The organism is Paenibacillus sp. G2S3, assembly GCF_030123105.1.
Classification (GTDB): Bacteria; Bacillota; Bacilli; order Paenibacillales; family Paenibacillaceae; genus Paenibacillus_AQ.
Map to the genome: position 1 here is coordinate 2,655,012 of NZ_CP126095.1, position 24,936 is coordinate 2,679,947.

At 41.6% G+C, this 24,936-nt stretch carries 28 protein-coding genes; 25 read left to right on the top strand and 3 right to left on the bottom strand.

What is annotated here, in order from left to right; all coding sequences use genetic code 11:
- Positions 1–6: 6 nt before the first annotated feature.
- A complete protein-coding gene (locus QNH28_RS11375; RefSeq protein WP_283912121.1) occupies positions 7–777 on the top strand; it encodes a cellulose binding domain-containing protein in 771 nt (256 codons plus the stop codon).
- A 241-nt stretch (positions 778–1,018) separates the two neighbouring features.
- Here the strand turns inward: QNH28_RS11375 and QNH28_RS11380 are convergent, their stop codons facing one another.
- Positions 1,019–1,759 carry an SDR family NAD(P)-dependent oxidoreductase gene (locus QNH28_RS11380; protein WP_283911455.1) on the bottom strand — a complete coding sequence of 247 codons (741 nt, stop codon included), beginning with the start codon at positions 1,757–1,759 and terminating at the stop codon, positions 1,019–1,021.
- A 131-nt stretch (positions 1,760–1,890) separates the two neighbouring features.
- Here QNH28_RS11380 and QNH28_RS11385 point away from each other — a divergent pair, with 131 nt between their 5' ends.
- From QNH28_RS11385 to QNH28_RS11395, 3 genes are read left to right on the top strand one after another with little or no spacing between them, the layout of a single operon-like run.
- The gene (locus QNH28_RS11385; protein WP_283911456.1) at positions 1,891–2,784 is read left to right on the top strand and encodes a LysR family transcriptional regulator; all 894 of its coding nucleotides are present in this window, start codon (positions 1,891–1,893) and stop codon (positions 2,782–2,784) included.
- 49 nt (positions 2,785–2,833) lie between these two features.
- Positions 2,834–3,133, top strand: a complete 300-nt coding sequence (locus QNH28_RS11390) for a hypothetical protein (protein ID WP_283911457.1) — start codon at positions 2,834–2,836, stop codon at positions 3,131–3,133.
- Positions 3,134–3,175: 42 nt separating this feature from the next.
- Entirely contained in the window at positions 3,176–3,880 is a 705-nt protein-coding gene (locus tag QNH28_RS11395) for an SAM-dependent methyltransferase (RefSeq protein ID WP_283911458.1), read from the top strand.
- A 103-nt stretch (positions 3,881–3,983) separates the two neighbouring features.
- On the opposite strand, the gene QNH28_RS11400 is transcribed toward QNH28_RS11395, so the two are convergent.
- Positions 3,984–5,198, bottom strand: a complete 1,215-nt coding sequence (locus QNH28_RS11400) for an MFS transporter (RefSeq protein ID WP_283911459.1) — start codon at positions 5,196–5,198, stop codon at positions 3,984–3,986.
- Positions 5,199–5,371: 173 nt separating this feature from the next.
- Between QNH28_RS11400 and QNH28_RS11405 the strand changes: the two genes are divergently transcribed.
- From QNH28_RS11405 to QNH28_RS11435, 7 genes are all read left to right on the top strand, one after another.
- Positions 5,372–5,818 carry a GyrI-like domain-containing protein gene (locus QNH28_RS11405; protein WP_283911460.1) on the top strand — a complete coding sequence of 149 codons (447 nt, stop codon included), beginning with the start codon at positions 5,372–5,374 and terminating at the stop codon, positions 5,816–5,818.
- Complete coding sequence (locus QNH28_RS11410) at positions 5,815–6,777, top strand: phosphotransferase enzyme family protein (RefSeq protein ID WP_283911461.1); 963 nt, start codon at positions 5,815–5,817, stop codon at positions 6,775–6,777. Before QNH28_RS11405 ends, QNH28_RS11410 begins: the two co-directional genes overlap by 4 nt.
- Positions 6,778–6,837: 60 nt before the next feature.
- The gene (locus QNH28_RS11415; RefSeq protein WP_283911462.1) at positions 6,838–7,323 is read left to right on the top strand and encodes a DUF3888 domain-containing protein; all 486 of its coding nucleotides are present in this window, start codon (positions 6,838–6,840) and stop codon (positions 7,321–7,323) included.
- A gap of 141 nt (positions 7,324–7,464) precedes the next feature.
- Positions 7,465–7,767, top strand: a complete 303-nt coding sequence (locus tag QNH28_RS11420) for a hypothetical protein (RefSeq protein ID WP_283911463.1) — start codon at positions 7,465–7,467, stop codon at positions 7,765–7,767.
- 17 nt (positions 7,768–7,784) lie between these two features.
- Positions 7,785–8,066 (top strand): DNA polymerase III subunit beta, encoded by a 282-nt coding sequence (locus QNH28_RS11425; RefSeq protein WP_283911464.1) that lies wholly within the window; start codon positions 7,785–7,787, stop codon positions 8,064–8,066.
- 24 nt (positions 8,067–8,090) lie between these two features.
- Positions 8,091–8,915 carry a DNA polymerase III subunit beta gene (gene dnaN / locus QNH28_RS11430; RefSeq protein ID WP_349655063.1) on the top strand — a complete coding sequence of 275 codons (825 nt, stop codon included), beginning with the start codon at positions 8,091–8,093 and terminating at the stop codon, positions 8,913–8,915.
- Between the two features lie 127 nt (positions 8,916–9,042).
- Complete coding sequence (locus QNH28_RS11435) at positions 9,043–9,666, top strand: DUF8426 domain-containing protein (protein WP_283911466.1); 624 nt, start codon at positions 9,043–9,045, stop codon at positions 9,664–9,666.
- Positions 9,667–9,773: 107 nt separating this feature from the next.
- Here the strand turns inward: QNH28_RS11435 and QNH28_RS11440 are convergent, their stop codons facing one another.
- Positions 9,774–10,391: a nitroreductase family protein gene (locus QNH28_RS11440; RefSeq protein ID WP_283911467.1), complete on the bottom strand. Its 618-nt coding sequence runs from the start codon at positions 10,389–10,391 to the stop codon at positions 9,774–9,776.
- 264 nt (positions 10,392–10,655) lie between these two features.
- On the opposite strand from QNH28_RS11440, the gene QNH28_RS11445 reads away from it, so the two are divergent.
- From QNH28_RS11445 to QNH28_RS11510, 14 genes are all read left to right on the top strand, one after another.
- The gene (locus QNH28_RS11445) at positions 10,656–11,498 is read left to right on the top strand and encodes a DUF2785 domain-containing protein (RefSeq protein WP_481858386.1); all 843 of its coding nucleotides are present in this window, start codon (positions 10,656–10,658) and stop codon (positions 11,496–11,498) included.
- 207 nt (positions 11,499–11,705) lie between these two features.
- On the top strand, positions 11,706–12,149 hold the full coding sequence (locus QNH28_RS11450; RefSeq protein WP_283911469.1) for a helical membrane plugin domain-containing protein: 444 nt from the start codon (positions 11,706–11,708) through the stop codon (positions 12,147–12,149).
- Positions 12,150–12,188: 39 nt separating this feature from the next.
- Positions 12,189–13,367, top strand: a complete 1,179-nt coding sequence (locus tag QNH28_RS11455; RefSeq protein ID WP_042126690.1) for an NAD(P)/FAD-dependent oxidoreductase — start codon at positions 12,189–12,191, stop codon at positions 13,365–13,367.
- Between the two features lie 157 nt (positions 13,368–13,524).
- Complete coding sequence (locus tag QNH28_RS11460; RefSeq protein ID WP_283911470.1) at positions 13,525–14,160, top strand: SGNH/GDSL hydrolase family protein; 636 nt, start codon at positions 13,525–13,527, stop codon at positions 14,158–14,160.
- Positions 14,161–14,425: 265 nt separating this feature from the next.
- A complete protein-coding gene (locus QNH28_RS11465; protein WP_283911471.1) occupies positions 14,426–15,346 on the top strand; it encodes a YhfM domain-containing protein in 921 nt (306 codons plus the stop codon).
- A gap of 32 nt (positions 15,347–15,378) precedes the next feature.
- Positions 15,379–16,125, top strand: a complete 747-nt coding sequence (map, locus tag QNH28_RS11470) for a type I methionyl aminopeptidase (RefSeq protein WP_283911472.1) — start codon at positions 15,379–15,381, stop codon at positions 16,123–16,125.
- A gap of 16 nt (positions 16,126–16,141) precedes the next feature.
- A complete protein-coding gene (locus tag QNH28_RS11475; RefSeq protein WP_283911473.1) occupies positions 16,142–16,723 on the top strand; it encodes a DJ-1/PfpI family protein in 582 nt (193 codons plus the stop codon).
- 24 nt (positions 16,724–16,747) lie between these two features.
- Complete coding sequence (locus QNH28_RS11480; protein ID WP_283911474.1) at positions 16,748–17,782, top strand: phosphotransferase; 1,035 nt, start codon at positions 16,748–16,750, stop codon at positions 17,780–17,782.
- Between the two features lie 55 nt (positions 17,783–17,837).
- A complete protein-coding gene (locus tag QNH28_RS11485; protein ID WP_283911475.1) occupies positions 17,838–19,121 on the top strand; it encodes a DUF1963 domain-containing protein in 1,284 nt (427 codons plus the stop codon).
- 142 nt (positions 19,122–19,263) lie between these two features.
- Positions 19,264–20,523, top strand: coding sequence for an MFS transporter (locus QNH28_RS11490; protein ID WP_283911476.1), 1,260 nt, complete (start codon positions 19,264–19,266; stop codon positions 20,521–20,523).
- Positions 20,520–21,824 carry an alkaline phosphatase family protein gene (locus tag QNH28_RS11495; RefSeq protein WP_283911477.1) on the top strand — a complete coding sequence of 435 codons (1,305 nt, stop codon included), beginning with the start codon at positions 20,520–20,522 and terminating at the stop codon, positions 21,822–21,824. The genes QNH28_RS11490 and QNH28_RS11495 overlap by 4 nt, the downstream gene beginning before the upstream one ends.
- An 84-nt stretch (positions 21,825–21,908) precedes the next feature.
- Positions 21,909–22,991: a nucleotidyltransferase domain-containing protein gene (locus tag QNH28_RS11500; RefSeq protein ID WP_283911478.1), complete on the top strand. Its 1,083-nt coding sequence runs from the start codon at positions 21,909–21,911 to the stop codon at positions 22,989–22,991.
- Positions 22,992–23,221: 230 nt separating this feature from the next.
- On the top strand, positions 23,222–24,097 hold the full coding sequence (locus tag QNH28_RS11505) for a YitT family protein (RefSeq protein WP_283911479.1): 876 nt from the start codon (positions 23,222–23,224) through the stop codon (positions 24,095–24,097).
- Positions 24,098–24,219: 122 nt separating this feature from the next.
- On the top strand, positions 24,220–24,642 hold the full coding sequence (locus QNH28_RS11510; protein ID WP_283911480.1) for an Rrf2 family transcriptional regulator: 423 nt from the start codon (positions 24,220–24,222) through the stop codon (positions 24,640–24,642).
- Positions 24,643–24,936 lie beyond the last annotated feature (294 nt).

Below are 24,936 nucleotides of genomic sequence, written 5' to 3' on the forward strand. Positions count from 1 at the left end.
GTTGCGGTGACGGATACGACAACACCGATATCCAACTCCACGATAACACCAGCAACAGCAAGCTTTGATAAGAAAACAGCGAATCAAGCAGACGTTGTAGTAACTATGACATTGAATGGAAATACGCTCAGCACGATTAAGAATGGAACAGCGACATTGGTTGCTGGCACAGATTATACGGTTAGTGGTTCTACAGTAACGATTAAGAAAGAGTATCTGGCAACCCAAGCGGTGGGAAGCACTACGCTGACCTTTGAGTTTAGTGCAGGGACCACACAATCCTTGGCTTTCACAATTTCGGATACGACAGTAGCTCCAACAGCAGCATTAAAAGTACAGATGTATAACGGTACATTGTCTGCTTCCGGAAATACGTTGAATCCAAAGTTTAAGCTGGTGAACACGAGCACAAGTGCAGTTGCACTCTCCGATGTGAAGTTAAGATACTATTACACTATTGACGGTGAGAAGGCACAGAGCTTCTTCTGCGACTGGTCACAGGTTGGAAGCGCGAATGTAACAGGAGCATTTGTAAAATTGCCAACAGCTAAAGCGAATGCGGATTATTATCTAGAGGTTGGCTTCTCGAGTGCAGCGGGTTCACTTGCTGCGGGTGCGAGCATCGACATCCAGGTGCGTGTGGCTAAAGAGGACTGGACGAATTACACTCAAACCGGAGATTATTCCTTTAATGGAGTAGATACCAATTTTGTAGACTGGACAAAAGCGCCAGCCTACATCTCGGGTAATCTGATTTGGGGTAGTGAACCTAACTAAAGACATCACCAATATTTATGCAATAGAGGCTGTCCTAGAAGTAGAGTATTCTACTTTTGGGGCAGCTTCTTTCTTTATAAAATAGACCAAACGACGATCGTGTGGGGTAGAGAGGAATTAGGGAATTCCTCCCTAAAAATCAGGAAAATTTCTTTATTTTCCAGCAAATCAGATAAATTATAGGGAGAAATCCCCTAATTATTCTATCGGCGCTTCAATTGATATGTCATTTGTTTAGTTGTTACAACGTTTGACCACTATCTACAGTAATGATCTGTCCGGTCATTGCTTCCTGTTCCAGTGTTGCGCAGACGAATTGAGCGATATCTTCAGTGGATGATATACGCTGGAGCAGCAGATTAGGGGCTAATTTATGCATCTGCTCTTCTCGACCAGACCACCATCTAGTGGCAACGGCTCCCGGTGCGATGCAGTTGACTCTAATAGTTGGAGCCAGCGCATGGGCTAGAGATTTCGTAAGACCATGAACAGCAGCTTTGGAGACTGAATAAGGAAGGGAAGAGCCTAATCCAGTTTGTCCGGCGATGCTACCGAGATTGACGATGGCGCCTGAACCGCTCAGGTTCATATATGGTGCAACTGCTCTGGCGCAGAAGAACATTCCTTTCACATTTACATCATAAAGCTCATCCCATACTTCCTCTGTTGCTTTTTCCAGATCCCCTAGCGCAATATGTTTAGTAATACTGGCGTTATTCACCAGCAGATCTACCGTCCCAAAATGCTGAATAATCGAATCGATCATACTCCGTACTTCCTGATCCTTAGAAACATCGGCTTGTACTGCTATGGCTTGCCCCCCTTGATTTATAATCGTATTCACGGTTTCATTAGCTTCTGCCTCGGATCTAGAATAGTTGACTGCAACAAGGGCTCCGCGTCGGGCTAATTCCAGACTTACAGCCTTGCCAATTCCAGTACCTCCACCAGTTACTAAGGCTACTTTATTGTTAAGATCCATCCTCATGCACTCCTTAGGTTGGCGTATGTTGTTGATATAGAGTATTCTATAGTGATTATTGAATTTGGTATAATTGAATTAATTGAAGGTTTGGTTCAATTTATTTGAACTAAGTAGTGGAGGTCACTAGAATGGATCTAAAAACAATAAAAACCTTTCAAACCATCGTGATGTCAGGAAGCTTTAACCGTGCAGCAGAGGACTTGAATTATGCCCAATCCACAGTCACGATGCAAATGCAGAGGCTGGAATCCGACTTAGGCTGTCAACTCCTTGAGCGGGGAAAACAAATCAGCTTAACAGAAGCTGGCAGATTGTTTTATGAAGAGAGCTTACATATTGTAAAGGATATGGAGCGGCTACAGAGCCGTCTGGCTGATTTAAAAATAGGAGAAGCTGGCAACATCCGCATAGGGGTAACAGATCCGACGGCGAGCTATCGTTTGCCGCAGCTGTTAAGCAGTTTTATGACGCAGTTTCCGAAAGTGAAAGTCTCCGTGGAGATCGCGGGAACCGCAGCACTTAGTGAACTACTTTTGCGGGGCGAAATTGATATGGCTGTATGTTCAGCGCCAGAGCTGGGTAAGGAGCTTTTTTTCGAACCCTTATTTATGGAGGAATTTGTGTTACTTATGCCAGAAGAACATCCGCTAGCTTCCAAGGAGAATATCACCCCAGAGGATCTACAGGATCATCGGTTACTTATAACGGCAGTGAACTGTCCTTATCGCAAAAAATTAGAAAGTGTGCTGCAGGAATCAGGTGGAGTGCCATTCGATACTATGGAGATTGGAAGCATGTCGGCTTTGAAATATTTTGTGGAAAGTGGCTTAGGTGTCGCTCTTGTCCCTGAGATTGTGCTGAATCCGGTCCCTGCAGGAACGGTTGTGCGGAAGCTGGAGGGAAAGGTTATTGATATGACCTGCGGTATCCTATGTAAACTTTCGGATTATCCGCTCAAGCTAGCGAGCGCCAGATTGTATCATTTTTTAAAGCAGGAACTATCCGCGACAAGGATATTTTGAATTTTAAACGAATTGTATGTATTAGGAAAAAAAGAGAGGGCGGTGCTTGATGTTTTTAAGGAGAAAATTCAGTTTCTGGTTTTCGATTATTAGTATCATCATCTGTCTAGGTGATTATTTCAGGATTGAGATCGCAAACATTATTCTTGTACGACTTAATCCAATTATAGATACGCTGATCTTCATGAAGCCCTTTGCAAACTGGATGGTTGATGTTAATAATACGGAATGGGCTGCAAGCAGTATATTAATCAGCGTCAGATTTCCCACGTATGTAATTCATTTTGGGACGTTCCTGATTCTAGGACTTCTTATAGATTATCTTATACATATATTTAAACAGAAGTAAAAAACGAGCAGCATTAGCCAAGATGAGGAAAGGTGAGATGAGATGAGCGGAGCAGAGGGAAAGCTTGAGTTGGAGAGGATTGTTTTTATAGGAAGGACCTTTGAGGAATATTTGCAGATGTTCAATTTGAAAGAAGCGGATCTTGTAGGCCAGAGGATTTTGGACTGTCCTGCCGGTGCCTGTTCTTTTACAGCGAGATCGAATCAGCTCGGGAGTGACGTTACAGCTGCCGATATTGCTTATTATTACTCTACGGATGAGCTTGCGGATAAAGGTGTTCAAGATATTGTGCATGCTATGTCTGAAATGGATAAGGTGCAGGATAATTTTGTTTGGGATTACTTCGAGTCCATAGCGGATCTGACACAAGTGCGGAATAAGGCTTTAAACGATAACATCAAGGATCAGAGACTAGCCCCGGAGCGATATGTTCCAGTGGTTTTACCTGATCTGCCGTTCAATGACGAGGCGTTTGATCTGACGTTGTCTGCACATTTCCTGTTTATGTATAGTGATCGGTTGGACTATGATTTTCATCTAAAGTCTGTTAATGAACTTATGCGGGTGACGAAAGAGGAGCTTCGTATTTTCCCATTAGTTGATCTGTCCTGCAAAAGATATGCGCATTTAGATCGCCTTATAGATGAGCTGGTTCGCCAAGGTTTCGCTGTGGAGGAGATGGTGGTGCCTTATGAATTTCAAAAAGGGGCAAATCAGATGCTAAGCATTAGAAGGATGAAGCCATAAGATAGATAATTATAGTTTGTAAAAAGAAAAAACGAGGGCGTCCCTAAGCCATTTTCATCGCTTTGGGCACACCCTCGTTTTTTAAATATTGCTCTATAAAAAATTAAGCCACTTTCTCTTTACGTTCTGCTACATAACAAGCAATTCCAAGTACCAGACCGAGTCCTACCAGAACGGCACCGACCCATGGCAGCGAAGTAATCGCAAGATGAGAAATGACCCAGCCACCAATGAAGGCACCTGTTGCGTTTCCGAGATTACCTGCGGAATGACTGGTCGTTGAAGCTAGTGCGGGAGCGGCCTGAGCCAGACTCATAATCCGTATTTGTAATCCTGGCATGACCGCGAAGGAAACCATACCCCAGAAGAATATTGTAATTACAGCAGCGATTGGACTATGCATCGTAAAGGAGAAGATCGTAAGAATAACACTCACTGCAAAATAAAGTCCCACGAGAGAAGGCATCAGCTTCCAATCTGCAAGCTTCCCGCCAACGATATTCCCGATGGTTACACCACAGCCGAAAAGAACTAAAATCCATGTCACGCTATGCTCGGCAAAGCCGGTAACTTCCATAAGCAATGGTGCTATATAAGTGAACACCGTGAACAAGCTGGCGTTACCAAGCGCTCCGATCAGTAGGAATAGAAGCAATTTAGGATTAGCTAGCGCAGAAATTTGCTGGATTACACTAGCAGGTTTGTCTTGTTTAATCTTTGGAATGAAAATAAGAATGCCGATTAGTGCTGCGACGCCCATGACTGCAATCGCAGCAAATGAGGCCCGCCAGCCCATATTTTGTCCAATAAATGTCCCTAGAGGAACACCGACGATATTAGCAATCGTTAGACCCGCCATCATAATGGAAACGGCTCCGGCCCGCCTATTGGGCTTGACCAGATTAGAAGCGATCACTGCGCCAACGCCAAAGAAAGTCCCGTGTGTCAAAGCTGTAATGATACGGGCTACCATTAGAACGGCATAGTTTGGAGCAAATACAGAGATTCCGTTGCCTAGAATAAATAAAACCATGAGCAGGCATAACAGTTTCTTTTGCGGAATTCGTTGCGTAAGGATGGTTAGAATAGGAGCACCGACGGCTACCCCAAGGGCATACATCGTGATGAGCTGGCCTGCCGTTGAAATACTAACCTGTAAATCCTTGGCGACATTTGGTAAAATACCCATGATGACAAATTCAGTCATTCCAATCGCAAAAGCGCCTACCGTAAGCGAAAGAATAGAGATGGGGAAAGGTTCTTTGCGTGTTTTTTCCACACGGGCTGGTTCCTTGTTGAGGTTTGGAATTGCGTTCATGGTGCCGATGTTCAACCTTTCTTATGTCTGTAATGAAGCTCCACCCTTATTAAGATGATAGATCCGACATGTAGTACTGCTTTATATTATTTAGTTTTCTGAAATTATTTTCAAGAGAAATATTTATTTCAGATATTTTTCATTTTAATAATCATTGAAGGGATGGATTGTTCATGATGGATGAAGCCCAAGTCCAAGTTCTTGAATTACCGGAAATGAAGCTGATAGGCTTGAGTATTACTTCTTCTTTTGTAGGGCACGAGCCGGAAAGAGTGGAAGCGATGAAGCGAGAATTTAATAGTAGAAAAGATGAAATCAGCAATATCATTCACCCTGAACGATACCTTAGTCCACATTTTACTTCGGAGAATTTATTTACCTATATGATCTGTATGGAAGTGGAGGAACTCACGAATGTTCCTGAAGGGATGCTTGGTTTTACGATCCCGGCCCATCGGTATGTCCAGGTGAAATCCAAAGGCGATCCTTATGAGGTTCTTCATACTTATGTGAGAGAAAATGGTTTGCAGAGTAATGATCGTGCATTGGCTATAGAAATCTACCAGTTTAGTAATCCTACGTGGCCTGATGAGGTTGATGTGTACATTCCATTGCGATGAGAAACAACTATAAGCAAGCAGCTTTGATGGCGCTTCAGCACTTTGACCTCGATTGGACGCAGATTCGTTTTAACCAACTATCGGACACCTGTACCTTTGTAATAGAGACGAATAAAGAAGGAACTTTTTTGCTGCGCCTTCATTCGGGGAGATCCAAAGAGGAAATTAACTCCGAAATTGCGTGGCTGGAGCTTTTGAAGAGTAAAATCGATGTGCCCCTGCCAAAAGGTGTTCATGATCGCACTGGTTCTGTTACATTCAAAGTGGAGCAAGCTAAGGGGGAAGGTGTATATGCATCGTTAATGCGCTGGGTTGAAGGCGAACATGCGAACGAAAAACTTACGGAAGAACAAATTTACAAAGAAGGCGTACTATTAGCCAAGCTACATAAAGCGGCACAGGAGCTTGAGTTACCCCCAGGCTTTAATCGTCCCGTGTGGGATGAACATAGCTTTAGAAAAGCGATGATTCGTTTAAAACTGCACTACCATAGTTTTCTTACGGATGATGAGTTCGTGCTGTATCAGTCTGCGGCTGAGCAATTATACGGCTGGTTAAGCAAGCAGCATAACAAGAAGAACAGAAGGACTTATGGGGTTATCCATGGTGATCTACATCAAGGGAATATCATATTTCACCAAGGCGATCCTCGAGCGATTGATTTTGGAAGATGTGGCTGGGGCTATTATCTTTATGATGTTGCACATACGATTTTGGGAATATATCCTCTGCAAAGAGAACTAGTCATCAAGGGGTACGAGAGTGTTAGCAAGCTTGATGGAGAGTGGGTTCAGACGTTGGAGAATTTTACGGTCATGGTTATGATCGAAAATTATTGCCATCATGCACCTGATCCCAGAGAAACCGAGGGTCTGAAGGCAGAACAGCCTTATGCGCAAGCGATCCTAAGGAATTATCTGAAGGGAGATCCCTTTCTTTTTAATACAATTGAGATTTAGCGTATAAAAATAGGGCCTCATTGGGGAATTTATAAAAAGTTCCCTAAGGAGGCTATTTTGATGAAAAAAAGCTGGATTGCTCCTCTTCTTATCGCAGTCATGCTCTTGCTGGGTCAACAACCTTGCTCCGCTATTGGGTTAGTTCAACCACAATCCGAGGCTCCGTCCAGAGCTGAATCGGAACCGAAGCTTCCAGATCAGGATTCGCGCGAGCTCATGTACAAAGACACTCTGATGCTCTTTCTTTTACCCCATATTGAGAAAAAAATGGCTGAGATTTATGCGCCTCTTCTAACGATAACTCCGACAGTGTATCCTTATTTAGTAGATGTTACAGATATGAAGCGAGTGAATGGGTTTCGACGGTTTGATTTCTTAATTACACTCAACATACACCCTACAGTAGGTCCACATCTATCCGTTGGAGAGGATACTATGACTTTTAGAATCACTCCGGGTCCTAAGGTGAAGTTAGAATCATTCAAGCATTTGAGAGACCCGCGAAAGTCTGACCTTACACCAAATTATCAGAATATCTTGAGATAATATAACCCGGAGCCACTTCAATTTATTGGAGTGGTTTTTATTTTTAGAGAGGTAGTGGAATTTTGGCATGTATGGTATTATGAAAATAACGGATAAATTGATTGAGGTTACTTAATTCAATCAAGTGAGGTGCATAGGTCATTGAACTATAAAGAAATTGAAGACGATATCAAAAGTGAAATCAAGGGCAACACCAAACATGATAGCAAGAATAAAGTCAAAGTAGGGGTATCTACGAAAGACGGGCAATTAGGTTTTCTTTTTACAAGGGGAGGTCTTCGAGAAGGAGCAGGCAGAAAAAGCATAGGTGTGACTAAGAAGGTATCTTTGACGTTAACAGAGGAAATATGGCAGGAGATTGAAAGCGCTTGTGTGGATCAGAACTTATCTCGCTCCCAAGTGTTCCGTACTATTATTGAGTCTCATTTTTCAAAGGAATCCTAAAGAGAGAGGTGAGTTTTTTGCTATTCCATGTATCTAAAGATTCACTCAGCGCTGCATTACAGGTTGTATTAAAGGCTGTATCTGCGAATAGCTCCATACCCTTACTCTCGGGAATAAAAATTCAAGCCCAAGCTAGTGGCCTGATTTTAACAGCAAGTAATATAAGTATGACCATCGAAAATAAGATTCCTGTGGAAATAGAAAAGCTGACAGTGGAAAAAACAGGTGAAATTGTTGTACCTGCACGTTACTTCTACGAGATCATCCGTAAGCTTGATTCTGGAAGGATTCGTCTGTAAGTTGTAGAGTCATTAACGCTAAGCATTCAATCAGAAAATACACGATTTCGTTTGTGTGGAATGGACGCCACAGAGTTTCCTAGAATTCATTACATAGATCATCCGCTTACCCAAAAGATAAGCATGAATAATACTCTTTTAAAGCAAATCATAAAGCGGGTTGTTTTTGCTGTCTCCACTTCTGAGACTAGACCCATACTAACAGGAGTTTCTCTACAAATTGATAATCATTCGATTAGTGTGAACGCGACGGACGGCATTCGACTTGCACAGCATATCGAGCACTTGGATATTCCTATGGTTACTAGCTTAAATGTTGTCATCCCAGGCAGTACCCTATACGATCTTTCTAAAATGTTATCCGAGGGAGAAAACAACACCACCGAAATAGAAATTGGTAATAAGCAGATTAGATTTGTTTCCAACGGACTAACAGTTCAGTCTGCTCTATTGGAAGGCGCTTACCCATCCATCAAAAACTTAATTCCCCCATCCCACCTCTCCGAAGTCATAGTAAATACAGGCGTCTTATTACGCGTTGTTGAACGTGTGTCTATATTGGCTGGTGAAAATGTAACGCTAAGTGTACTTCCTGCCCATAAACTTCAATTGATATCCAAGTCCGCAGAAGTTGGTGATGTTAAGGAGGAGATTCCGCTGGAACAGATGGAAGGTGAATATTTTAAGGTGTCTTTTAATGGGAAGTACTTCAGGGATATCCTTCGTGCGATAGACAGTGAGAATCTTAGAATAAAGTTTGCTGGGAAGGAAAGACCACTGGTGATACAGCCTGTAGACATGACTTCATCGACTCTTTTCCTAATCACACCTATGAGGACACAGGATTGAGGATTGCCCAGTGCTCAAACTAACTATGGCGCGAAACTGCGAATCTGTGGTAAGAAGACAAAATCGAGCTTGCTAAGAAGAGTTCTCTTTGCTGTAAAACATTTCATTAAAACACTTGGAGGATTGAATGATGAATCTGTTTAAAATAGAATCAAAACTGCTGGGGACCGAACGAATCACTGCATTTTTAGAGGATAATTATGTGAGTATCGGCTACCCGGGAATTGGAGATTTGGAGAACATTAGTATGGAGGAAATCCGTGATCGGTTGCTTCGTACTTACAAATACAGTGAACTGGAGCTTACAGAACATATGCAAGCCATTCAACTGTTCGTACATACGATGCAGGATGGCGATTATGTGCTGGTGTGTGATGGAGATTGGGTACATCTAGGTGATCTTGGCGATTATTTTTACAATGAATTATTTGACGCGTCAGACATCGGTACATGCCATCGACGTGGTGTAACTTGGTTGAAGAGTCTTCCTATAATCGATCTAAAAGCTGGGATAAAAGAGTTTCTTAGCGACAGTAGTGCGGTTAAACAGTATAAGGGGCCGATGCCTAGTGCTCGTGTGGATCTGTGGATTACAGGTTCGTCTGATTCAGAGCAAGCGGTGAGTAATCGAGTGCATGTGGATGAAGAGACACTATCTATGGCGCTCGGTATTTTGAAGGAAGCTCTTGTCAGTGAGGATGCCGAACGACGGGAACGAGCCGCGATTGCAATTCTTCAATATGCTAAGTAGTGGAGATAGGTTTCAGATACCATATACACATTAAAAAGCGTTCCATCCGTGATTCAAACATCGGATGGAACGCTTTTGACATATTTACTATTATCTTCGTATGGTACTCAGATAAATTCTACGAATTCATTGACCGGCTTACGATAGCCACGTGGTCTGATCTTATGTTTCTTGTCTTTGCCGATTGTGATCAGCATAACAGGTACCATATGATCGGGTAAATTTAAAGTGGATTGAATGGCTTCCGGATCAAAGCCGATCATCGGGCAGGTATCCCAGCCTTTATCTTTGGCAATCAGCATGAAGTGCATGGCAGACAGGGAGGCATTCCGTATAGCCTCATCTCTTTGGAAAGCATCATTTCCTCTGTATGCATTGTTAATCGTTTCTATCTCAGCATCATAATCCTCTTGACTCATAGCCCCTAAAGTTTTAAGTCCTCCGAAGATTTCTGGAGCTTTCAGATAAGCATTCTTATCACCGAGTACTACAATTACCGCTGAGGCAGAGTGGATTTTATATTGACCGTATGCCGCTTTACGAATCTCTTCTTTTAAATTCTCATCAGAAACCACTTTATAATTGGTATGTTGAAGATTATAAGCCGATGGTGCCAATCTGGCGTACGAGAACATTTCCTCTAGTTCATTCTGAGGGATCTTTACCCCTTCAACAAAATTCATAGCAGACCTGCGGGATTCAATCAAATCTGTAAAAGCGCTCATGAGTTATTCCTCCATATGTTATGTATTTGCTTGTTAATTATAAACAAGTGATATTTATAAATAAACTAACTATTAGTTACTAACTCAAAATATCACAGTTGATTATATTCGTCAATAATTAAATTCACTTCATTTAGATTCAGCTATCTAAGTATTTTGGAGTGTGCGAAGAATAAATACTATGTTGTAAAATATTAGGATGTAAATTAGGATATTAGGATATGAAAAATTTAAACTTCTTTTATTAATGAAAGGGTGGGAATGTTGAACGATACTAGAGAGCAGTTGATAATAGACCTGAAAAGAATTGAAGAGAATGATTACGAGCTTAGAAGTGGGGAGCAGCTAGGGGATTATGTGAAGCTGATGCTTGAGTACATAGGAGATCCACTGCCGGAGCTACGAGATGACTTGATCTATTCTACCTTCTACAAATGGATTAAAGAGAAACAATGGTTTAGAGATGCAGAGCTTCGAGAACTTCTCTTAATTCTCCTAGACGAGGAGCATTTGTTCTATCACATTGGCAGTAAAGAAGATCAGGCTGTGTTCACAAGAACATTTTCGGTGCTGGTCGTTGCGCTTATTCTTCAGCGGCATAGGGAACAGGCTTTTTTAGATAGCGCTGAGTTTACAAATGTGAAGGAAGCTCTGATTAGATATTATGAGGAAGAACAGGATTTACGGGGATTTATGCCAGAAGAAGGCTGGGCACACGCTGCAGCTCATGGAGCAGATGCTTTGGATGAACTGGTACTCTGCTCGGAGAGTGATGCGCCAATCCGGGAAGAGGTTCTGGCAGTCATCCAAAGGATGCTTTACAACGAGCAGTACATATTTAGCGACGAAGAAGATGAACGGATCGCTACGATTGTAGCTACAATCGTAGATCATCATTTACTTCCACAACAGTCTATTGTCGACTGGATCGGCAACTTAGAGCAATGTGGGGGGTGGCCGAGAAGCCGCGGCCAGTACGTTGCTCGTGCGAACACCAAAAATTTCGTTCGATCTCTGTATTTTAGATTGCTGCCCATGAATAACAATCCGGATATGGTCGAGGCTTTAGTGAAAGCGGAGATGATTTTAAATAAATTTACACCCTAAGTTTTTAATCACCTAAGGTGTATAAATAATATCGAAAATTATGACTAATTTATTTTAATGTAATAAAAATCACAAAACTTTAGAGGAATTCAAAAACTTTGTGACATTTATAACTTGATAAGTGCTATAATAGAAATATGGCGTTATAAGTTATTATTTTTTTATTACTATTATGCAGCAAAGTTTATTTGCAGAGGAGATTCGGATATGTCAGAAACAATCACTCAAACAACCCCTGAACAAGAATCACCAAAATTAGCTGTCACTCAAGAACAAATGAATGTTCTAGAGCAGCTATTGAAGCCTGAAGTTCAGGAATCGTTAACTGTCTTAGTGGAACAGTTGCCAAAATTAACAGAGCTTGTCGGCGTGCTCACAAAGTCCTATGACTTTGTTCAAACTGTCGCTGCGGATGAAGTCTTGAAAAGTGATACGGTAAGTGCAATTAAAGAACTTGCTGAACCTGTTGTGCATTCTGCGAAGAACATGGCAGCTACAGTGATTGAAGCACAGGACCGTGCGAATGAAAGTAACGATGTGATCGGTGTATTTGGTCTTATGAAGATGATGAAAGATCCTCAAGCACAGAAGCTTTTCCGTTTCGTAAATGCTTATCTTCAAGTTGCCGGCGAACGCAGTCAGCAGAAATAATATTTTTTATATCTCATTCGTAAGGACGGAGGAAACATCATGTCTAAACATATTGTCATTCTAGGAGCGGGTTATGGTGGTCTACTAAGCGCCTTAACTGTACGCAAGTACCTGAAGAAAGACGAAGCTAAAATTACAGTCGTTAATCAATATCCTACTCATCAAATTATTACAGAATTGCATCGTCTTGCAGCGGGTAGTGTTGCAGAAGGTGCTGTTGCTATGCCACTTGCTAAGCTTTTTGCAGGTAAAGATATCGACCTGAAAATTGCAAAGGTTAATTCTTTTTCTGTTGAGAACAAACAAATTACACTATCTGATGGTGTGACATTGTCCTACGATGCTTTGGTTGTGGGTCTTGGAAGCACTACGGCTTATTTTGGCATTCCAGGTCTTGAGCAATATAGCATGGTATTGAAATCGGCAGCAGATGCTAACAGAATTCATCGTCATATTGATGAGCGTATCCGTGAATATGCGAAGTCAAAAAATCCAGCGGATGCAAGCATCCTAATCGGCGGCGGTGGCTTAACAGGTGTTGAGCTTGTTGGTGAAATCGCTGATGTGTTGCCAACGCTCACTAAGAAATATGGCGTGGATCCTAAAGAAATTAAACTGATGCTGGTTGAAGCAGGTCCTAAGATTCTTCCAGTATTGCCAGATGCACTGATCGAACGCGCAGTGGCAAGCTTAGAAAAACGTGGTGTTCAATTCTTGACAGGTCTACCTGTTACGAATGTGGCAGATAATGTAATTGACTTGAAAGACGGTCAAAAAATTGTTGCTAACACCTTCGTATGGACGGGTGGCGTACAAGGAAATCCACTGATTGGTGAGTCCGGTCTTGAAGTGAACCGTGGTCGTGCAACGGTAAATGAATTCTTGCAATCCACATCACACAAAGATGTATTCGTTGCTGGCGACAGCGCAGTTGTCTTTGCCGAAGATGGTCGTCCATATCCACCAACTGCACAAATCGCTTGGCAAATGGGTGAATTGATCGGGTACAATCTTTATGCATACTTGAAGGATAAATCATTTGAATCCTTTAGTCCGATCAACTCAGGTACGCTTGCGAGCTTAGGCCGTAAAGACGGTGTAGCTATTGTTGGTGCTAGCTCAACTCCGCTAAAAGGATTACCTGCAACCTTGATGAAGGAAGCAAGTAATATTCGTTACTTGTCCCACATAAAAGGATTGTTTAGCTTAGCTTATTAATTTTAGTATTGGAGAACCTGCTCAGATTTGAGCAGGTTCTTTTTATGTTTTTAAGGATTATCCATCATTATTATCAACGTTTTTAGTAGGCTGTATTCATTGTTTTTTGATATAATAGATTGGCTAATATTAACAAAAGGGAATAGAGGAGGATTACATGATGTTATTCCGACAAAACGATGTCATTCTGTTTCAAGGCGACAGCATTACGGATTGGGGTCGTAACTATGAAGATGCTTCATCGCTTGGTGTAGGTTATGCATTGATGGTCGCCGCTCGTCTGGGGCATTTATATCCTGAGAAGAATCTTACGTTCTATAATCGTGGCATTAGCGGCAACCGTGCAGTAGATTTGCAGGAACGCTGGGAGAAGGATTGCCTGAATCTGAAGCCGACTTGGGTGTCCATATATATTGGGATAAATGACACTTGGCGCCGCTTTGATTCTGGTCAGGAAACAACGCCTGAACAATTTGAAGCTGCGTATCGTGACCTGATCGAACGTACGCAGCATTCGCTGGCTGCTAATTTAGTCTTAATAGAGCCATTCGTGTTGCCTGTCCCAGAAGATCGTAGAACTTGGCGCCAGGATCTGGACCCTAAAATTCACATCGTTCGTGAACTGGCACGTGAATATGGTGCATTGCTTGTTCCACTGGATGGCCTGTTTGCTGCGGCATCCGTGAAAGCAGAACCTGCTTATTGGGCTCCGGATGGAGTACATCCATCACCTGCGGGCCATGCACTTATTGCAGAGGCTTGGCTTAAGACGGTAGGGGCAATTCAAGCTTAATCGTTTGATCACATCACTACATATTTACTTGATTTTATAAGACTAGAACCACTCATTAAAGGAGCAGGTTATAGTCTTTTTTTATAGTGATTCGGAAAGTCGATTTCTTTATATTTATGGACGCTGTTATAATTAGGTTATGTTTCTTTTCTTGGAGGTGGTTCGCATTAGGAAATTACTATGGGTTGTACCCTTGTTCTTGGTTGCTCTTTTAAGCGGGTGTAAGAATGATGTGGGCTTCATCAATGCAAGGTGGATCGCCGGAGTGTCTTTAACTCCTGTAACAACTAGTGATCAGAACCAAGTTGATCGACCCGAACATTTTGAGACCCTAATACTGAAGGACTCCGCTCTGATTAAGGCGCTTTCGGAGGCTATGAACAAGAGTGAAAAATTATCAGGTGAGCTAGATTGGGCTCCTGATTTCGATATGGAGCTTGTTTATGGTGATGGCTACTCGGAGGATTATTACATAGCAATAGGTAATGAACTTGGCTATAAAGGTTTATTTACTACAGCTGAGAATAGTGGTCAGGGCTACTCGATTCCGGTGAAGAACGCAGATCAAATCAGAAAACTCATCTATGGAACAGCAGATCAGGCGAACATAGAACAGACGGAGTCGCTGGAGTCTTCTGTTAAGGTTACAGGTCCAGTAACGATATCACATAATAATCTCTATCCCTTAACTAATAGAACGGGATTCTTGAATCTGCAGCTTTTAGATGGAACATACAGCGAGGATTGGACAATACCAGGTCCGTTGTTGGGAAGAAATTGGAGTGGCAGATTTGGGCTTACAGTTATCGACGATCAAGGGAGAACTTTGAATAGCTTTCCACTCAGTGAACATTTTGAGGATCCCATAATATTTAATGATTTTTTTCAAATTCAGTTTGAGGACTATAATGGGGACGGCGACCCGGATTTTACGATTGGTCAGTTCGGAGCCAGTAATGGTTACTTCTACAAGCTATTTACGCTTAGAAAAAATAACGTTATAGAGGAATTAGGGATCAAGCCCGGCTCTGATTTGTTTATCAGTAGTCCTAAGGGGTATTCGATAAAGCTTGATAAAGTCGATGACCATAGCTTCAAGAGAAGTTATTACGATAACGCTGCGGGTAAACAGCTGGAAGATATTTTTCAGTGGGATGGAACTGTATTTCAGAAATTAGACAAGTGATTCATACCAGAAGTGAGAGGAATGTGTGATAGATGACGAGTGATACCATACAAGATTTAGAAGGGCTAAAAGCCATAGGGAAAGTGGTAGGACATACCATCGCTGAGATGAAAAAGAAAGTAACTCCTGGTATGACAACAGCGGAGCTTGATAGCATTGGAGCTGAAATCCTAGCGCAATTTGGAGCATCTTCAGCCCCTATGAAAGCGTATAATTTTCCAGGCAGCACCTGCATTAGTGTGAATGAAGAGGTTGCTCATGGGATTCCTGGTCCTAGAGTGATTAATCCTGGTGATTTGATCAATATTGATGTATCTGCTGAGCTGAATGGTTATTATGGGGACGCAGGAGTTTCTTTTCAATTACCACCATATAATGATGACATTCTGCGTCTATGCCAGAGTGCAGAGGAAACTATGATGAGCGTGATCAATCATCTGAGAGCAGGGATGAAGGTCAATGAGATCGGCAGAATGATGGAGCTCGAAGCTCGGAAACGCGGCTATAGAGTGGTACGTAATCTGTGCAGCCACGGCATTGGGAAATCACTGCATGAGAAGCCGTTCGAAATCTTACCTTTTTATAATCCAAGAGTGACTACAGTGTTAAAAGAAGGACAGGTGATTACGGTTGAACCCTTCCTCTCTACTGGAGCGGATTACGTGGAGCAGCAGTCGGATGGATGGACACTGAGCGTTGTAGACAATGGCCGTGTAGCACAGTTTGAACATACGATCATCGTGACTAAAGGTGAACCTATTATCCTAACCAAGCCATAAAGAGGAGAGTGCGAATTTGAAAATTGCCTTTGTACTTTTTAACGGAATTACGTTCTTGGATTTTGCCGGGTTCTATGATGTTATTTATCGATTGGGGCAATTTGAAATAGGTAAAGAGTTGTCTTGGGATATTTGCGCAGCTTCGGAAGAAGTGACGGATGAGTTAGGATTCACAGTTAAAGTTGGAAAAGTGCTGCCTGAGCTTTCTGAGTATGACATGGTATTTGTACCTGGAGGAATGGGGACGCGTAAGCTTCGTTATGATGAAGGGTTTGTCACTTGGATTGCAGGTGCTCACAATGTTCCTTATAAGGTATCCGTATGCACAGGCTCACTGCTGCTTGGGGCTGCGGGGTTGTTAGAAGGTAAAAAAGCCACTACCCATCCATCTGCCTATGAATTACTAAAACCTTACTGTGAAGAAGTTGTGGAGACTCGTATCGTGCATGATGGTAATGTGATTACAGGTGGTGGAGTTTCTACTTCCATTGATCTGGGGTTATATCTGATTTCACACTTGGCTGGAGAAGCAGCAATGAATTCGGTGAAAAAGCAGATTGATTATCCATACCAGATGCAGGGGATTGTTCAAATCTAAAGATAAACACCGGAGGAAGCACAGATGAATTTGGAATCTGATATGATCATAATCGCTCAAGGTTTAGCCGAAGTACTTCAACGCGGAAAGGTTTGTCATATAGAGCAAGGGTTAATGACAGAAGCTGAACGTGGCTGGTCGGGTGCAGAGGTGCGTCGTTTAGAGATAACCTACGACAATGGTAAAAAGGAAAATGTGATATTTAAAGAAGCGGCTCTAAAAGAACGCATGACGATGAAGAGGTTAACTGATCAGGGACATCGGAACACGCCCGCGTCTTTTTCACTGGATATAGCAACAAATGAGCCAAAATGGATGGCGATAGAAGATGTGGGAAGTGTTAAATATCCTCCGCCTGGGGAAGATTGGTCGCCAAGGGTTGCGGAGGCATTAGCGAGAATCCATGCTCGTAATATGGGTAGCGGTTCTGAGATGCCGTGGCTCCCCCATGCGGATCGTCAGTATTGGGAGAATTATTTAGTTACGCAAGTGTCTGTGGACCATTTTGAAGACCTTATGGAGCAAAACTCCGAATTCTACAGGGAATTTGGCGCGTATCTGCCATCATTACGTGAAAAAGCTAATGCTTTTGCGCGTGATATGGCGGCTTTGTACGATGAGAAGGAAAGTCTGACGCTCACGCATGGAGATTTGCAGACGATAGATGGTTCCCACATCCATTATCATAATGGAAACCCCTATATTATTGATTTCGGGTGGTGTTATTACGCCCCTTTTTATATTGACCTCGCTAGTTATTTTAACCTTGAGGATGCTAACCACTATTACAATGAATTAATAGCAAACGGCATATCCCTTAAGTATGATGATTTTTATGAAAGGGTGAGAGCGGCCTTTCGTTACTCTGGTTTGATATATCTATGTCCGAGTATTAGACAATGGTCTCTTGGGCCTACTGAACTAACAGGTAAACGTCTGCTTCAGATGCTGAAGATTGTGCTTACAGGTGAATTTCCTGAACGTAGAATTGATTACTCAAGTAGGCTTTTCGCAAAGCTGCTCAAGGAGCATAAGAACGGTATACTACATAAGCTTTAGACTGTTTTGTCTAAAACCGGCAAGCAGAAAAAATATGTAAGACAGGAGGGGTACGATGAGCGAGCGACTGCCCTGCCAAACCGCAGATTGTAAGGCGAGTATTCTTCCTGCAACTTCTTTAAAAACAGGTGGGATTTGCATGCCATGTCATCAGAGGAAGATTGCTCTGGAGAAACAGGCGTTTATTGAACAGAATCGAACAGATGTTGATTTGTATGCAGGCGTGAATGATCCGGTTGAAATTCTTAAAATCATGCATAAACCGCGGAAGTACAATCCGCTTGAACACGAAATCCTCTTCCACAAAACCGCGCAAGAATTGTATCATAAGCTGACTGAAAGCGAACAGGAGCGATTGGAGACTTTCGCGATTGAATTGCTGGAAGAAGATGATTTTGACCAGGCTGAAATCATTCTGCTGTCGCTTGCATGTTTTTCAAATGCACGTATTGAGCGGGGGCTGGAGGCCTTTTTTCGCAAAGGGAAGTATTATCCTGGCATTCTCTATAAGGATGCAGGTCAGGATATACGCGATAAGCTCATTCATCAATTGGAGTTCGATTCGGCTAACCGTAATCACGTGCTGCTTGCTCTCGCCTGGATTGGTGATGAAGAGGCTGTTCGGCTATTCGAGACATGGCGGCAGCATCCGCCTAGATGGGCATCGGAGTTAAATGTGTCTCCGGAAAGCTATGCCCACGAGGCAGGGTGGGAGTTAGATAACGATGGCGGAAAAAGACTGCTTTTTTACCCCGAGAGTTATCATTTTAAAGTATGCGGTGAAGGAAAAGAAGGGATAGATCGAGCTCCTTCGGCGGTAGCGGCATTGCAAGCAGGTGAACAGTCATGCCCTTGGTGTGGCAGTAAATTGACAGTACTATTTGATTACAACCTGCAGAACCCGTTGGTTCAATTTATGAAGCTGCCTGGTCAGCGGCTAAGGATTGCAGCTTGTATGCACTGTAATTGTTATGGCACCGTGTTTATGAATGCAGATTTGGATGGCAGGTATTCGTGGAGTGAATATAATAGTTTTCCTGATTTTTTGCCTGAAAATGAACATATGGAGCAATTCTCATGGCAAGTGATGCAGCTATCGGAACGGCAGATGGGAGCCTATGATAATGCATATTGGATGCTTGAAGCGCCTGCCTCGAAGATTGGTGGACATCCGACCTGGATTCAGAATGCGGAATATCCTGAGTGCCCTTGCTGTTCGGTGACGATGAAGTTTATTGCGCAAATGGACATGGAACAGGCCGAGGACAGCGAGGGGATTTATTATGCATTTCTGTGTGAGGCTTGTCTGAAGGTAGCTGTGAACTACCAGCAGACGTAAAGGGATTAACCGGGATTGAACTTTGAAAAAAAGGATGTTTCCTCATACAACCTTCAGTCAAACGTAATTTTACATAAATTTAACATGCCACATATGCTTAAGTGATATAACAGAAGGAACTAGGTGAAAAGGTGGCTGTTAGATGAAACTAAGTAAAGAGGAAAAATCATGGATTTTATATGACTGTGGAAATTCGGCTTATTCGATGGCGGTTACAACGGCTTTACTGCCCATTGTTTTTGGGATGTTTTCGAACGTGAACAGCAGCATGGATTTGGGGTATTTTAATTCCATAGCGAGTATTCTGGTGGCTATCCTTAGCCCGATTTTAGGGACGATGGCAGATTACAAGGATAAGAAAAAACGTTTCTTCATATTTTTCTCATTAATCGGCGTGATAGCTACAGCTTCGCTGGCATTCGTTGCACCTGCAAGTGGGCAATGGCAGTTATTGATTGTATTTTATATTTTGTCAGTCATAGGTTTTGCAGGAGCCAATATTTTTTATGACTCTTTTCTGGTGGATGTAACCACGGATGAAAGGATGGATAAGGTATCCTCAAAAGGCTTTGCTTTTGGATATATCGCCAGCGTCATTCCATTCGGTATCAGCCTACTGCTGATTCTATTTATGGGGATGGATAAATCGATCGGTTATCAGATTGGATTTATAATCACTGCGCTTTGGTGGGGACTCCTGACCATGCCTATGATCAAGGATGTGCAGCAAAGATATTACATAGAACCTGAACCAAAACCGATCATTAATAGCTTTAAAAGACTGGGAGACACATTCAAGAATGTCAGACAGCATAAAGTGGTATTTGTTTTCTTAATCGCCTATTTTCTCTATATTGATGGGGTAGATACGATTATTAAAATGGTAGTGCCATATGCCACATCGGTTCTGGGTGCGGATGCTTTTGACACTTTTACTTTACTGGGGATCTTATTAGTTATCCAGATCATCGCATTTCCGTGTGCTATCCTGTACGGTAATCTTGCCAAAAAATACTCAGCTAGAACGATGATCATCGTGGGGATTTTTACATATATCATTTCCTGCATCGCGGCTTACTTTATTACTTCAGTATGGCATATATTTATTCTGGGAGCGCTAATTGGTTCTGCCCAGGGAGGGATTCAGGCACTCAGCAGATCTTACTACGCGAAGATTATTCCTAAGGAAAAATCCAATGAATTCTTTGGATTCTACAATATTTTTGGCAAATTTGCGGCGATTGTGGGTCCTGCTGTGATGTCTTTAACGACTACCTTAACAGGCAATGCGAAATTTAGTATTTTAGCGATTATCCCACTATTTATTATTGGATTCTTCGTATTTATAACTTTACCTAAAGAGAAGCTTGAACAAGATGAACCGAAGGGACTTATCCTATGAAGTCAAGCAAAGAACAAACGGCAATAGCGAAACATCTGATTGTCATCTCTTACGATGCCTTTTCAGAAGACCAATGGGAAATGGCTAGGCGTCTTCCTAACTTATCGGAATTGATTAAGAGCGGAGCGCATAGCAATCAATTAAAAAGTGTTTATCCCACGCTCACTTATGTGGTACACACTACGATAGCAACGGGCGTATATCCAGATAAGCATGGTATTCATCACAACAATCCATTTCAGCCGTTTGTGAAGGAAAAGGAGCAAAGCTGGTTCTGGTTCAGAAATGCGATAAAGGTGCCCACGATTTACGATGCTGCGCGCAAGCATAACATGAGTACGGCTGGAATCCTCTGGCCGGTATCAGGGAAATCCTCAATCCAATACAATATTCCTGAAATTAGAGCCATCAAAAAAGAAAATCAGGCACTGAAGGTGTTAAAAAGCGGGAGCCCCTTATATTGTATCGAGATGGAGCTGAAATACGGCCGGCTTCGAAAAGGGATTGAGCAGCCCTATCTGGATGACTTCACGACAAAGTGTGCGATAGAAACGATTAAGCGCAAAAAGCCTAATCTTCTCATGATGCATCTGATTGATCTGGATGACGCCAAGCATGTTTATGGGACTGACAGCGACGAGGTGAAGCAGGTAATCACGCGTATGGATAAACGGTTAGGCGATATTATGCAAGCAGTGGATGAAGCTGGAATAAAGGATGATACGATTTTTTTGGTATTGGGTGACCATGGTCAGTTCAATGTTAGATACAAAGTACATCTGAACAACCTTTTGCAGGAAAAAGGCTTAATCTATGAAGAGAACGGCGAAATGAAGTGGAGGGCTTACTTTCAGTGTGGGGGCGGAGCCGCTTATCTGCATATCAAACAAGGGGATGAAGAAGCTGAGCAATTAGCTTTAGCTGCGATTCGGGATGAGATGAAAGTAGATGCTTCTGGCATAGAGGAATTGTATGCTAGAGAGGAGCTAGATCAACTTCATGTAGGCCAATCCACCAAGTATATGCTTGAAGCTAAGAGAGGCTATTGTTTCGATGAGAGCATGGATGAACCAACGATTGTCGATTTGGACAAACAGGGTGTTAAATATGCAACTCATGGCTATTCTCCCAACAAAGAGGATTATAGATGCAACATGGTGATTTCAGGGAATAAGGTTAAAAGTGATTTCAATATAGGGGATCTGGAAATGGTAGATATAGCCCCTACGATGGCAAAGATTTTAGGGATTGATTTTAATCAAGGTGACGGAAGAGCTTTAGATGAAATTTTCTTGGTATAAATTAAATATAGATAAAGTCGGAATATTTACTTGAGCAATATCCATATACAATGGAATTAAATTTAGTTTAGAGGTGAATTGGATATGGATGCTGATATTAGACAAAAAATTTTAAATAAAAATGACAGACTTATTAGTATGGTTATTGAACGTGCTAAGAGAGATTTTCCTGATGACATTGCAATCATTGGACTTACAGGTTCTTTCAGTACCGGAGATTTTCATGAAAAAAGCGATCTTGATCTAATTATAATTAATAACACGCCCAAAGGCTGGGGGATATCTTCGTGTTTTATTTTGGAGGATGTTGGCTACGACATCTATTGTACGCCATGGGAAACAAGGATAGAAGATCAAGCGAATCTTGAGAGCCCGATGATATCGTGTCTGATAGATTTAGAGCTGTTATATTGTGCGAAGCCCGAATATCTGGAAAAGCTAAATGTATATAAACAGAGAGCACTCGATGCTTTAGCAAAGCCTATAGGGAGTGAATGCATTAGTAGAGCGAAAAAGAATATAGACATAGCAAAACAAGAATATACGAATACATTACTTTCTGAAGATATCGGAGCAGTGAGGTATGCTTCATGTGAAGTTGTATACAATTTGGTAAATGCTCTAACACATTTGAACAATACCTATTTTAAAAGGGGACTTAAGAGATATCCGGAGGAAATAGCTACGTATCGTTATGTTCCTGATGATTTTGAAAATATATATATGGCTGTGATCGATGCGAAGACAACCGTTGAAATCAGAAGTACATCCTATAGATTTTTAGAAAGCATCAATGATTTATATAATAAAATGTATAAGGATTTTGTGATTCAGCCTGTCCCAACCTATGATAATCTTGGTGGTACCTATGAGGAAATGTGGTGTAACAGCCGTAATAAGGTTATAGCTAGTGTGGAATTAAATGATAAATCTTATGCTTATTATGCAGCCATGGGCATACAAAATTTTCTTGATGAAATGACAGAATCAAGGGGAACAAAAAAGGTTGATATGATGCAGTATTTTGATTCAGATCATCTACCTTTATTTAAAGAGCAGTTTCTGCAGATCATGGATGAATATCTGGAAGAATACAATAAGGTAGGAAGGAAAGTTGAACGATACGATACTTTTGAGGAATTATATAGCGAATATATGAAGGTATGATAGAGAAGAATACCAGATTACGAATTTTCGTAGTCTGGTTTTTTCATTTTTTTATGGAATGATAAAATTATTTTAAGTCATATGGGTAAAATAATAGATCATCATACTAGTGGTGTCTGATTTGCCAAAGTGGTGACATTTATTATAGACTATTTTTTATCGGCTTTTGTCCAGTGGATGTTATTCACTTGCAGTGATATGAAAAAAATAATTTGAAGTGGGGAAATGGAATGCATGGAATAAGACAGCATCAAAAATCAAATAAGCTAAAGATATTTTCAAAAGTCATATTAATTATTATAGGGGCACTTATTACTTCATATGGTCTGGAATCCGTATTAATACCTAACAATGTTTCAGATGGTGGTGTAACAGGCCTAAGTATCGTTGGTTCACAGCTGTTTGGATTACCGTTAGGGCTGCTAATTGTTGTAATTAACATCCCTTTTGTTTGGTTAGGATATAAGCAAATTGGTAAAAGCTTTGCTATTTATTCTATTATCGGTATTGCCTCATTAGCCATTGGTACAAGCCTTATGCACCATGTGCCAACGATTATCGAAGGAGACACATTATTAATTACTGTTGTTGGCGGGATTATCATTGGTTTCGGTATGGGGTTAGCGTTACGTAATGGTGGGGCGTTAGATGGGATCGACATGTTGGCTGTATTACTTTCACGAAAAATACCTTTTGGGACGAGTGATCTAATCTTATTCCTAAACATGTTTGTCTTTATTGTTGTTTCAACTGCATTTGGTCTACAAGGGGCGATCCTATCCGCACTTGCTTATTTTATTGCTTCTAAAGTGATTCATATCGTTGAAGAAGGTTTGAGCGGATCTAAAACGTTTAAAATCATCACCGTTCAACCGGAGATCATGGTAGAAACTATTCGTGACCGATTGGGACGTGGGGCAACCTATACTGATGCATACGGTGGTTACTCCAATGAACAATTCAAAGAAATCACCTGTGTAATTAACCGTCTGGAAGAAAGCAAAATCAAAGAAATTATTCATGAAATTGATCCTAACGCTTTTGTCGTAGTATATGATGTAGCAGAAGTTAAGGGCGGTAATTTCAAAAAGCATAATATTCATTAATTACGATCCTGAAGTGCATCTCCTTAAGTGTTTGACAAATGCATAAAATGTAACTATTATTGTTGCATCTGATTAATGCACTTGTTAATTGCACGACAGTAAGGCAGAAGGAGGGATTTCCAATGAACATTAGCACCCGATTTGCGGTAGCCATTCATATATTAACGTTAATCGATAGTAATAAAGAGGGCAAAAGCACCTCGGAGTGGATAGCTGGTAGCGTGAATACAAACCCTGTAGTTATCCGCCGGCTAACGAGTATGCTGCAAAAAGCAGGACTGGTAACGGCCCGCCCCGGAGTCGCAGGAGCCTCACTTTCACGTAGTAGCGCTGAGATTACACTACTTCAGATTTATAAGGCAGTAAACGCGGTGGAGGAGGATTCGTTGTTCTCGGTTCATGAGCACCCTAACCCGGATTGTCCAGTCGGCAAAAATATAGCGAGCTCCATTGTACCGGTATTCTCGCTCGCGCAAAAGGCGATGGAGAATGTCCTTCAGGAGGTTACTTTGGAGCAGATTGTGAATGAAATGCCTGAAATATAACCACTCCATATCGCAACGTAGAATGAAGACCACAACATGTGCTAACGTGATTGTGGTCTTTTTTTTGCAGGAATTCTTTCACGCCATTGCAATCTATATTTTAAATTCACATAACCAAAAGACTGTTCGATGGCTCGGATATGAAGAGTAACGATTCAAAGGAGGGAAGTAAGATATAATAATAGAATCTGTATTTAGAAGGCGGAGAATAGATATTATAAATATGATGGAGTGATTCATGAAACATATTCTTGATAAGAAAGTCTAAAACTTAATAAGAATTAACTTTTTCTA